The sequence below is a fragment of the Campylobacter troglodytis genome (assembly GCF_006864425.1).
In the GTDB taxonomy this organism is placed as follows: Bacteria; Campylobacterota; Campylobacteria; order Campylobacterales; family Campylobacteraceae; genus Campylobacter_D; species Campylobacter_D troglodytis.
Genome location: NZ_QHLI01000070.1, coordinates 1 through 11,523 on the forward strand (window position 1 = coordinate 1; position 11,523 = coordinate 11,523).

Sequence of the window (11,523 nt, forward strand, 5' to 3'; positions counted from 1 at the left end):
GAAACTGAATTTAGATATAATGCTAAAATACAACAACAAGATTTGTATAAAATTTTACTCAAAATGATAAGAGAAAATCCGCTTAAGTTAAATTGAGCCAAATTTTTTACTTCGTGCTACTCGTCTTGCAACTTTTGGGGAATTGATTTAGAGGCGAAAAAAATAGCTAAATTTTGTCAAATTTCACAACAAAGTTTGTGCAAAATTTTCAAAGATCTTCGCATTTTAATAGCCAAAGAATGCGAGAAACATTATAAAATGAGCGGTGAGATTGAAGAGGGTGAGAGTTATTTTTTACTTCGCCTTACGGCTCGTAACTGCTAGCAGAAGGGGCAAAAAGGGTGCGTGGTAAGCGTGGACATGGGGCTGGCAAGAAAACGTCCGTGTTTTTACTTCGTTAAGCCTCTTGTTCATTTGCAAGAAGGGATGTTTAAGCGAAATCGCACGAGTTTATACACAGGTCGTCAAACATTGTTCTGCAAAAGAATTGCTGACGATTATAAAGGACTTTTCAGAGCTTAACGAATGCTAGATTTACAGCGACAGCCTCAAAGCTTATGATGGCTTGGTGGATTTTTACTTCGTTTTATCTTGCAATTTTGAGGAGCAAAGTTATAGAGTAAAACACTCTAAATTTGAGTTTGCAAAGAGACACAAGCACATAAACGGAGTAGAGAATTTCTGAGGACATCCAAAGGCTAGCTTAGGGGGTTTTGCGACAAGAGAATTTTTCACGCATTTGAAAGAGAGTGAATTTAGATCTAATATCAAAGTTAAGAATGAAAATTTGTATAAAATTTTGTTAAAATGGCTTGGGAAAAATCCTAGCTCATTTTAGCTAAAAGTATCAATCGCCAAATTTTATCCTTCACTTAAAAGAAATTAAGACAAAAAAATTTAAGGCAATACTCTCATCAAAATTTGCTGAAATTGATAAGCCAAAATCCGCTTCAGTTATCTTAAAGCAATTTTAAAACAAAATTCTTAAATTTATTAAAATTACTAAGATAAAATCCTATTAGAGCATCTCGAGCCTATGACAATTAAGGTACTTTTGAGTAAGTTTTATTTGACCGTTTTACATATTACGGATTATGGAACACGGACTTTGTTTAAAAGAAAATCCGTCCTCCGTCCTCCGTTTTCTGTATTCTGTATTCTGTATTCTGTATTCTGTTACCCACCCCTAAAACCGCAAGGAGATGGGGATTTGTAGTGTGAATTTCCACTTGCAAGGGAGGGGGATTTTTGTGCCACTTTTAAAAAGTGTGAATTCTTACAAGAAAGATCTAAAACCCACACCAAAATTCAAGCTTTATAACTCCTTAAAACTCTCAAAGGCTGCATTGATTACTTTGTCTATTAGCTTATCATCCATCTTAGCACAGATAAAGCCTGATTCAAACTGCGAACACGCCAAATACACTCCACGAGCCAACATAGCCTTATGAAATTTCGCAAAGGCTTTTGTGTCGCTTTTAATGGCATCTTGATAGTTTAAGACCTCTTTTTCATTAAAGAAAAAGCCAAACATAGAGCCTACCGAGCATACTTGCAGTGGCACATTTGCAGTGGCTGCGGCTTCTTTTAAGCCTGAGCTTAGTCTAAATGCCATTTTTCCAAGCTTTAAATATAAATTTTTATCTTTTTTTGCCTTTTTGATACTTGCTATGCCAGCTGCCATTGCAAGAGGGTTTCCGCTTAGAGTTCCTGCTTGATACACGCCTCCAAGTGGGCTTAAAAGATCCATTATCTCAGCCCTTGCTCCAAAGGCAGCCGCTGGCAAGCCCCCACCGATAACCTTGCCAAAGGTAACGATGTCTGCCTTTATGCCATTTATGCCAAAGCTTCCTTGTAAGCTTGCTCTAAATCCACTCATCACCTCATCAAAGATAAGCACCGCGTTATTTTCCTTGCAAATTTTTGCTAGTTGAGCTAAAAATTCAGCCTTTGCTGGCACTAGCCCCATATTACCAGCAACTGGTTCTATGATGACGCAGGCTATGTCATTGTGTGCATTGAAAAGCTCTTTAACGCTTGTGATGTCGTTATATTTTGCAACTAGGGTATTTTGAGCTGTGGATTGCAAAACACCCAAAGAGCTTGGAGTGTTAAAGGTAGCCGCACCACTTCCAGCACTTACAAGCAAAGAATCGCTGTGTCCGTGGTAGCAGCCTTCAAATTTGATGATTTTCTCGCGTTTTGTAAAGCCTCTTGCAAGTCTAATGGCACTCATAGTAGCCTCTGTGCCGCTACTTACAAAGCGAAGCTTGTCTAAGTGAGGAAACTCAGCCAAAACAAGCCTTGCAAGCTCGGTTTCAAGCAGGGTCGGTGCTCCAAAGGAAGCACCCTTTTTAAGAGCCTTTTTTGTGGCTCTTGCGATCTCCTTGTCGCAATGCCCAAAAAGCAAGGGACCCCAGCTTTGAACGAAGTCTATGTAGGATCTGCCTTCTATGTCTTTAATAAAAGCTCCCTTGCCACTATTTATGAAAAGGGGATCTTGTCCTACTGCCTTAAAGGCACGAACAGGAGAATTCACACCCCCTGCTATGAATTTACAAGCCTCTTCAAAGGCTTTTTTGTTATTTGTCATTTCTTTTCCTCTCTTAGTGTTTCTAAGTAAGTATAAAGCACCTTTATCTCCTCATCTGTTAAAGAATAAGTAGGCATTATGCTCTTTGCGTCTTTTATCTCTTTTAGGGATTTTAAAAAGCTCTCAAAGCTTAAATTTTGAATGCTAGGCACTATAAAGGGCTTTCTTTCGCCTTTGTGAGTGAAATATCCAAGTGTTTGAGCGGATCCGTCCTCGCCGTGACATTCCTTACAGCTAATGCCTCTTGGGTTTTCATAAAGCATTTTTGCGTATTCTTGAAAGCTTATGAAGTCCTCTGCAAAAAGATTTAAGGCAAAAAGGGATAAAAATACAAGCCTCACTCCCAACCTTTCAACAAAAAAAAAGTTTTATTATGATACAATTTTGAGCTTAGAAAAAAATAAAAGAAAAGTGCATGATCTTACTGGATGGAAAAAAAATATCTCAAAACATAAGAGAAGGTCTTAGCTTAGAGGTAACTAAGCTTAAAAATGAAGGCATAGAGCCTTGTTTAGCAGTGATCTTAGTAGGAGATGATCCTGCAAGTCATACCTATGTTAATAACAAAGCCAAGGCCTCTCAGCAATGTGGCATCAAATCCTTGCTGTATAAACTGCCAAGTAGCACAAGCGAGAACGAGCTTTTAAGGCTGATTGAAGACTTAAATTCAAACAAGTTAGTAGATGGCATACTCGTTCAACTTCCCCTTCCAAAACACATAAACAAAAATCTCATCATAGAAAGCATAAGTGCTCAAAAGGATGTAGATGGCTTTCATCCCTTCAATGTAGGCCGTCTAGCACAAGGACTTACAGACGGCTTAGTTGCTTGTACCCCTCTTGGAGTGTGTGAGCTTTTAAAGGCTTATGACATAAGGGTAGAAGGCTTAAATGCCGTTGTCATTGGCACCTCAAACATAGTAGGTCGTCCTATGGCTACTATGCTTTTGAATTTATGCGCCACTGTTAGTATGTGTCATTTAAAAACAAAGGATCTAAGCCTTTACACGAAGGAGGCTGATCTCATAGTCATAGCAACAGGGTGTGTGAATTTGCTTAGAGGGGATATGGTAAAAGATGGGGTTATAGTGGTTGATGTTGGCATAAATAAACTTCCAAGTGGTAAGCTAGTAGGGGATGTGGAGTTTGAGAGCGTTTCAAAAAAGGCTAGTTTCATAAGCCCTGTGCCAGGTGGGGTTGGACCTATGACTGTTGCTATGCTGCTTAAAAATACCCTATTTGCGGCCAGAAGTCGTTTAAGGGTGTGAATTTTTGCTTTTTTGTGAATTTTAGTTTAATTTGCTGTGAATTTTAGCTTGTGTGCTTGGATTTGCTAGTTTTGTCTTTTTGCGATAAATTCATTTTGTGTAGCTTGATATAGTGTATTTTGTTCTAATTTAGTGCAAGATCTGATAGAGTGCCTTTGCTTTAGCACAAGGCTTGATAAAATTAATCTCTCATCATTTAATAAATCTAAGATCTGATCAAATTAATCTCTCATCATCCAACGAGTGCAAAGCAAAAAATATTGCGTCTTTGATAAAATTAACTTCTCATCACTCAATAAATGCGAAGTAAAAAATACTACAGCTTTGATTAAAATTCAAGGCTCAATTAAATTTAAGGATTTTTAGGTTAAGCCTTGAAAAAGAAAAATACATAATGCGTCTCCGAATTTTGCATATATAATTTATAGAAATTTTGAAATATTTTCCTTGTAACTGCGTAGCATAGGTGCAAGCACTGAGATTAAAGTTGATGAGAGTTATTTTTACAATGCTAGGCTCGTAACTGCGTAGCACAGATGCAAGAATAGTGTGCAAAATGCTTGAATGTAGGGCTGAAAACATTTGCTATAGGATAAAGCACACCAAATTTGAGTTTGTAAAGGGATGAGCTTATATCAATGGCATAAAGAATCTTTTTGCTTTGTTCTCTTGTAACTGCAAACAAAATAGGCTTTGAGAAATTTCGACTCTCTAAATTGAAGTGCTAAAAAAGAAAATCTTGTCCTTCACTTAAAAAATGAATTAAGATGAAAAATTTAAGGCAATATTCTCATCAAAAATTTATTAAAGTTGATAAGCCAAAATCCGCTTAAGTTATCTTGAGCTAATTTTAAAACAAAAATCTCAAATTTATTAAAATTGCTAAGATAAAATATTACTTAAATGCAATTAAGCCAAATTCAAGCTAAAATTTAAATTTTGATTTAAAACTTGCCTTTGAGCTGAGATTTTAAGATAAACTTTTAAACACAGTTAAGTACTTTATAAAGGCTTAAATACTACAAATTTTGCATTAAGGATAAGGATGAATTTTAACGAAGACTCTCGCGTAAAGCTCCCAGCACTTTTAACGCTAACTAGGCTTGGCTTTGATTATTTATCCCTTAAAAATTCACACAAGATAGATGAAGAAGGCTTTGTGCTTAATAATCAAGCAGATCCTTTAGCAGCTACTAAAAACCAAGACAAGAAAGCTGCTTTTAAAGATAGCAAATACAGACTCAAAAGCCAAGAAGGCATTTGTGCTGATAAGAAAAATTCACATAAGATTAAGATCCAAACAAATATTTTCACAGAGATCTTCGCTCAAAGCATAGCCAAAATAAATCCACACGCTACACAAGATGAGATAAATGCCTTGTTAAATGAGCTTAATAAAAGGCTTGATTATGATGATTTAGGGCAGAGCTTTTATGAGTATTTAATTAAGACACAAGGCTTAAATAGCACCAATCAAACCAACACAGGCCCACACTATTCACAACTCACCCCTACACGCATGAACACAGCCTCCACAATTCACACCCCACCTCCACAACCCCCATCATTCACCCCCCCCCCCCCCCCCCCCCCCCCCCCCCCCCCCCCCCCCCCCCCCCCCCCCCACTGAAAAATTCACGCAAGGCATAAATGCACCTTGTCAAAATTTTCAAAATATTGAAAAAATTCACGCAGAGCATTTAAACAATACACCTCAGCAAGGCATTCAAAATTTAACAAAGACTAAGAAACTAAAAAAAGCTCAAAGCCCTTCGCAAACTATATCCACAAGGCATTTTAAGCTTATAGATTTTGATGATTTTGAAAAAAATTCCTTTTACTGTGTGGCTGAGTTAGAATTTAAAAATGGCGAGGATAGCTTTCGCCCCGACATTACGCTTCTTATCAACGGCTTACCCCTAGCCTTTATCGAGCTAAAGATACCGCATAACAAAGAGGGCATTTTATCTGAGCGAAAAAGAATGCAAACTCGACTTGCTAATAAAAAATTCAAAAAATTCTTTAATGCCTTGCAAATTCTTGTTTTTTCAAATAATCAAGAATATGACGAGGAAAACATCACCCCAATTAGCGGTGCCTTTTATGCCACGCCAAGCAATGAGATATTTTTTAACTGTTTTAGAGAAGAAAATTTCGAGCTTTTAGCTAGTAATTTAGCCTCGCTTGATAATGCCGTAGAAAATGAGATTTTGCAAGATAATAATCTCATAAGCATTAAATCAAGCCCTGAATTTATCACAAACAAAGATATTAACACCCCCACAAACCGCCTTTTAATCTCACTTTTTAGCAAACAAAGGCTTAAAATGCTTTTAAAATACGCCATATCCTATGTCAAAGGCATAGACAAAGATGGACAAATTCACACTCAAAAGCACATTCTGCGTTATCAGCAGTTTTTCGCCCTAAATGCCATTAAAAACGCCCTTGAAAAAGGCACGAAAAAAGGCATCATTTGGCACACTCAAGGCTCAGGCAAAACAGCCCTTGCCTTTTATAGCCTTAGATTTTTGCAAGATTATTTCACGCAAAAGGGCATTGTGGCGAGGTTTTATTTCATAGTTGATAGAATTGATTTATTAGAACAAGCTACAAGTGAATTTAAGGCAAGAGGCTTGTTTGTCCATACCGTGCAAAGCAAAATAGAGCTTGAAAAAGAGCTAAAAAGTCAAAAATCCGCCATCTCAAACCCACAAGGCAATTTAGAAATCACAGTTATAAATATCCAAAAAATCCCAGCCGACACGCAAATTTCTCCAAGCAAATACAATGTGAAAATTCAAAGGGTATTTTTCATAGACGAGGCACACAGAAGCTATGACGCAAAGGGCAGTTATTTTGCAAATTTAATGAGCCTTGATGAAGACGCCATTTTCATCTCACTTACAGGCACGCCCCTACTTGGCACAAAGCACAAAAAGGCATCGACAGCACTTTGGGGTGCTTATATTCATAAGTATTACTACAACGCCTCCATTATGGATGGTTACACGGTTAAACTCATACACGAGGGCATTGAGACGCGTTATAAAGAGCAGCTAAAAAGGGCTTTGGATGAGATTACAATCAAAGACAAGGACTTAGCCATCAAGCAAATTTATGCCCACGAAAAATTTGTTAGCCCTATGCTTGCTTACATCGCACAGGATTTAGAAAAAGCAAGGATGGTTCATAACGACTCTACTCTTGGTGCTATGGTAGTTTGTAGCAGTAGCGAGCAAGCAAAAAACTTTTTTAAAATTTTTAACGAGTATTACAAAAACACGCAAGATAAATTCACGCTAAATCAAGCAGCCTTAATCTTGCACGACATAGACGACAAAGAGACAAGAAAACGCAATGTCAAGGACTTTAAGGCAGGCAAAATCGACATTTTGTTTGTTTATAATATGCTACTCACTGGCTTTGACGCACCTCGCCTTAAAAAACTCTACATTGACAGAGAGATTGCAGGGCATAATCTCTTGCAAACCCTAACCCGCGTGAACCGTCCCTACAAAGATTACCGCTATGGCTACATTGTCGATTTTGCAGGCATACAGCAAGAATTTGACAAGGTAAATCAGGCTTATTTTAACGAGCTTCAAAGCGAGCTAGGGGACGACTTTGAAAAATTCAATCAAATCTTTAAAAGCGAGGAGCAAATCAAAGCGGATTTAGAGAGCATAAAACTAGCCCTTTTTGACTACGACACGAGTAATAAAGAGCTTTTTAGCAGACAAATTGACGCCCTTAATGACAAAGCCATTTTGCACGAGCTAAGAAAAGCCTTGATTTTAGCAAAAGAGTTGCGAAATATCATACACATTCAAGGCGATACAAACTTGCTTGATAAATTTGAATTTGACTTATACAAGGACTTGTTAAAAACCGTTTCATTAAAGATTGACGAGCTAAATTTCAAAGAATACCTAGCAAACAAAAGCGACATTACAGCCTTGCGAAATCTTGCTATGGAGGACATCGTCTTTAAATTCATCAAAATAAGCGAAAAAGAGCTTAAATTCTCAGATTCCCTTAAAGACGCTCTAATCCGCACTCAAGAAGCCTTTAGACAAAACTTTGACAGCAAAGATGCCAAATTTATCAGTCTAGAAGTCAGCTTCAAAGAGGCTTTAATGGAACTTTTTGACAAAAATAAGCTAAAGAAAATCTCAAGCGAGGACTTAGAAACAAAGCTTTCAAGCATAGATGAAATTTACGCAAAGCTAAGCGAGTTAAACAGGCAAAACGCTCTAATCGCACACAAATACAAAGGCGATTATAAATTCGCTCGCATTCACAAACGTTTACTAGAAAGCCACACAGCAGGCAAAATTCAGCTTTACGAGGCTTTAAGCCAAATCAAAGAAGCCACCGACAAAGCCATCTTAGACAACGAAAGCATTTTAGAAAATGAGGGCTTTTTTGAAAAAAGGGTTATATCCCTTGTAGCACAGCATTTTAGCGAGCTTTTACCAAAGCTAAATTTTAGCATCGAAACAGTAGCAAGGCTCATAATTCAAGAGTATTTCAACGAATACAAAGCAAAGGCAGCATAATGAAAAATTCACAAAAGCCACAAAACGAGGCAAATTCAAGCAAGGTGCAAAACAGCACCCAAAATTCACACAGCGAACACCTCACGCAAAAAAGCAAGGAATTTAAAAGCGATGATAACACTATCAAAGCACAAATCATCTCCATCATAGACAGCCTAAAAGCCACTTGTGCTAGCTATGGGCTAGGAAATGACGGAAACGAGTATAAGATTATACTTAGCATCTTTTTATACAAGTTTTTAAACGATAAATTCGCTTACGAGGCAAAAAATGCAGACCCCACATTGCAAAAAGCAGGCATAAACTTCGAGCAAATTCTATCAAACTACTCCCAAAAAGACTATCAAACCTTACTTTACAAGATAGGCGAAAAGGCAGCCCATCTTAAAAGAGAGCATTTTTTATCCTCGCTTTTTTCACATCAAAACGAAGATGGCTTTGCCACCCTCCTTGATAAAACCCTTTTAGACATTGCAGAGTTAAACAAAGACATCTTTGCCATCAAAACAGGTAGCGGAGAAAGGGTGCAGCTTTTTGAGGCTATAAGTAATTACATAGTGGATTTTTCAAAGCGAGATAATTTCGCAAAAGCCCTTATAAATCCCTTGATAAATTTTAATTTTGAAGCCATTTTTAGCAAGAAATTCGACTTTTTCGCCACCATTTTTGAGTATCTCATCAAAGATTACAACAAAGATGGAGGGGGCAAATACGCTGAGTATTACACCCCGCAAAATGTGGCTAAAATTATGTCTAGCATCTTAGTAGGCACTGATAAGCCAAAAAGCGTGAAGTGTTATGATCCAAGTGCGGGCTCAGGCTCGCTTTTAATGAGCCTAGCCCACGCAATCGGCGAGGATAAATGCTCCATTTACTCTCAAGATTTAAGCCAAAAGTCCTCCACAATGCTGCGGCTTAATTTAATCTTAAATAATTTAACCCATTCAATAGCAAACATCATCCAAGGAAACACCCTCACAAGCCCAGCCCATACGCAAAAATTCGACTACATAGTCTCAAATCCTCCCTTTAAGCTTGATTTTAGCGATTTTTCAGCCACGCTTTTAGCCTTGCCAAATGCAAATGAACGCTTTTTCGCAGGCATTCCAAAGGTGCCAAGCAAGGACAAGGACAAGATGGCTATTTATCTGTGCTTTATCCAGCATATCATCTACTCGCTAAATGACAAGGGTAGGGCGGCTGTGGTAGTGCCTACAGGCTTTTTGACCTCTCAAAGTGGCATAGAAAGGGCGATTCGCCAAAGGCTAGTTGATACAAAGGCTTTAAAAGGCGTAATCTCAATGCCCTCAAACATCTTCGCCACCACAGGCACAAATGTTTCAGTGCTTTTCATAGACAAAAGCAATGCAAATACAAGCGATGAGGCAAAAGCCGTGCTTTTAATGGACGCCTCAAAGCTAGGCGAAAAAATCAAAGAGGGCAAAAATCAAAAAACAAGGCTTTCAAAAGATGAGGAAAACAAGATTATATCTGCCTTTTTAGCCGCACAAAATGAAGAGGATTTTTGCGTTTGCGTTAGCTTTAAGGACATAAAGGAAAAAAACTACTCCTTTTCAGCAGGGCAGTTTTTCGAGGTGAAGCTTGAATTTAAAGAATTAAGCGAGGCTGAATTTAACTCGCAAATGAAAGAATTCACGGATGAGCTTTCAAATTTGTTTGAAAAAGCAGAAAATTTGCAAAAAGAGATTTTGAGGAATTTAGAAAGGTTAAAAATTTAATGGCTCAAATGAAATTAACTGAAATCGGTAGTTTATCTCGTGGCAAATCAATGCACCGCCCAAGAAATGACAAAAATTTATATGGAGGCAAATATCCATTTGTCCAAACTTCAGACATTAAAAACGCAAATCACATTTTGCAAACCTACGAACAAACCTACAATGAAAATGGATTAAAGCAAAGTAAATTGTGGAGTAAAAATACCATTTGCATAACCATTGCGGCAAACATTGCAGAAAGTGCGATATTAGGCTTTGACGCTTGCTTCCCTGATAGTGTGCTTGGCTTGGTAGTTGATGACAAAATCGCAGATTATCATTACATAGAATATATGTTACAACACTACAAAAAGACAATTCAAAATCAAGCTAACGGCACTTCGCAAGAAAATATAAATTTAGGCACATTTGAAAAAGTATATTTTGAAATCCCAAATTTACCCACTCAAAAGAAAATAGGGCAAATTCTATCAGCCCTTGACGATAAAATCTCCCTAAACGATAAAATCAACTCTCTTTTAGAAAAAATGGCGAAACTGCTTTATGAGAGGTATTTTTTGCAATTTGACTTCCCAGACAAAAATGGCAAGCCCTACAAAACAAGCGGAGGGGCTATGAAACACTCCCCCCTCCTAAACCACCCCATCCCCACCACCTTTGAGGTAAGGACAATAGGCGACCTTGTCCGCAAAAATTCTAAAAAAGCCCAAAAAGACAGCACAAAATCTTTAATTGATTTGTCAGTAATGCCAGAAAATACTTTTTGTTTAAATTCACACAACGCAGGGGATACTTTCAATACAAATTTATTTGAAATGCAAGAATTTGATATTTTGTTTGGTGCTATTCGTCCATATTTAAAAAAGGCAGGTTTTGCCCCTTTTGATGGACTAGTTACAGGCACGATACATTCTATGAAAGCAATCGACCCTGAATTTTTTAGTTTTATTTTATTGACCTTAACCCACAAAAGCTTTTTCGATTATGCGGTGTCAATTAGCAAAGGAACTAAAATGCCCATAATCGCTTATGATGATTTAGCAAATTTCAAAATACCATTTAACGAAAGCATTGTAAGAAAATTTAGCAACATTTTAAATTTTAAAGAAATCATTGCTCAAAACATAAAACAATCCCAAACCCTAAAAGCCCTACGAGACTACCTCCTACCCCTACTCATAAACGGACAAATCAAACTCGCTTGAATTTACATTTAAAATTCAAGCCATTTTACCCTTGCAAGTTTTTTTACCTTGTCATTCTGAGCCTTGCGAGAGCAAGGCGAAGAATCTCAAATAAAATTTAGAGATATTTCGGCTTCGCCTCAATATGACAAGAGATTTTTCGATTTCTGCGAAAGCT

Annotated in this window: 9 protein-coding genes and 1 pseudogene; 7 read left to right on the forward strand and 3 right to left on the reverse strand. The window is 37.5% G+C overall.

The window, feature by feature from the left end; genetic code table 11:
• Nucleotides 1-96, forward strand: a pseudogene (locus DMC01_RS15395) (IS1595 family transposase); the annotation flags it as partial.
• A 99-nt stretch (nt 97-195) separates the two neighbouring features.
• A complete protein-coding gene (locus DMC01_RS16065) occupies nt 196-324 on the forward strand; it encodes a hypothetical protein (RefSeq protein ID WP_282432308.1) in 129 nt (42 codons plus the stop codon).
• A gap of 852 nt (nt 325-1,176) precedes the next feature.
• On the opposite strand, the gene DMC01_RS16070 is transcribed toward DMC01_RS16065, so the two are convergent.
• The 3 genes from DMC01_RS16070 to DMC01_RS11055 are packed head-to-tail and all read right to left on the reverse strand — an operon-like array spanning nt 1,177 to nt 2,940.
• On the reverse strand, nt 1,177-1,305 hold the full coding sequence (locus DMC01_RS16070) for a hypothetical protein (RefSeq protein ID WP_282432309.1): 129 nt from the start codon (nt 1,303-1,305) through the stop codon (nt 1,177-1,179).
• 10 nt (nt 1,306-1,315) lie between these two features.
• Nucleotides 1,316-2,593 (reverse strand): glutamate-1-semialdehyde 2,1-aminomutase, encoded by a 1,278-nt coding sequence (hemL, locus tag DMC01_RS11050; protein WP_142694269.1) that lies wholly within the window; start codon nt 2,591-2,593, stop codon nt 1,316-1,318.
• Entirely contained in the window at nt 2,590-2,940 is a 351-nt protein-coding gene (locus DMC01_RS11055; RefSeq protein WP_246059195.1) for a c-type cytochrome, read from the reverse strand. The genes hemL and DMC01_RS11055 overlap by 4 nt, the downstream gene beginning before the upstream one ends.
• A gap of 68 nt (nt 2,941-3,008) precedes the next feature.
• Here DMC01_RS11055 and folD point away from each other — a divergent pair, with 68 nt between their 5' ends.
• From folD to DMC01_RS11080, 5 genes are all read left to right on the forward strand, one after another.
• Nucleotides 3,009-3,860, forward strand: coding sequence for a bifunctional methylenetetrahydrofolate dehydrogenase/methenyltetrahydrofolate cyclohydrolase FolD (gene folD / locus DMC01_RS11060; protein WP_142694270.1), 852 nt, complete (start codon nt 3,009-3,011; stop codon nt 3,858-3,860).
• A 1,045-nt stretch (nt 3,861-4,905) separates the two neighbouring features.
• Nucleotides 4,906-5,490, forward strand: a complete 585-nt coding sequence (locus tag DMC01_RS13740; protein WP_185908883.1) for a hypothetical protein — start codon at nt 4,906-4,908, stop codon at nt 5,488-5,490.
• 94 nt (nt 5,491-5,584) lie between these two features.
• Nucleotides 5,585-8,422 carry a DEAD/DEAH box helicase family protein gene (locus tag DMC01_RS11070; RefSeq protein WP_246059197.1) on the forward strand — a complete coding sequence of 946 codons (2,838 nt, stop codon included), beginning with the start codon at nt 5,585-5,587 and terminating at the stop codon, nt 8,420-8,422.
• Nucleotides 8,422-10,161 carry a class I SAM-dependent DNA methyltransferase gene (locus DMC01_RS11075; protein WP_142694272.1) on the forward strand — a complete coding sequence of 580 codons (1,740 nt, stop codon included), beginning with the start codon at nt 8,422-8,424 and terminating at the stop codon, nt 10,159-10,161. Before DMC01_RS11070 ends, DMC01_RS11075 begins: the two co-directional genes overlap by 1 nt.
• Nucleotides 10,162-10,169: 8 nt before the next feature.
• Entirely contained in the window at nt 10,170-11,366 is a 1,197-nt protein-coding gene (locus tag DMC01_RS11080) for a restriction endonuclease subunit S (RefSeq protein WP_185908884.1), read from the forward strand.
• Nucleotides 11,367-11,523 lie beyond the last annotated feature (157 nt).

Bases quoted from the DNA above. Each gene is read 5' to 3' on its own strand.
- hemL (WP_142694269.1), bottom strand. From the start codon at position 2,593: ATGACAAATAACAAAAAAGCCTTTGAAGAGGCTTGTAAATTCATAGCA.
- DMC01_RS11075 (WP_142694272.1), top strand. From the start codon at position 8,422: ATGAAAAATTCACAAAAGCCACAAAACGAGGCAAATTCAAGCAAGGTG.
- DMC01_RS11080 (WP_185908884.1), top strand. From the start codon at position 10,170: ATGAAATTAACTGAAATCGGTAGTTTATCTCGTGGCAAATCAATGCAC.
- folD (WP_142694270.1), top strand. From the start codon at position 3,009: ATGATCTTACTGGATGGAAAAAAAATATCTCAAAACATAAGAGAAGGT.
- DMC01_RS13740 (WP_185908883.1), top strand. From the start codon at position 4,906: ATGAATTTTAACGAAGACTCTCGCGTAAAGCTCCCAGCACTTTTAACG.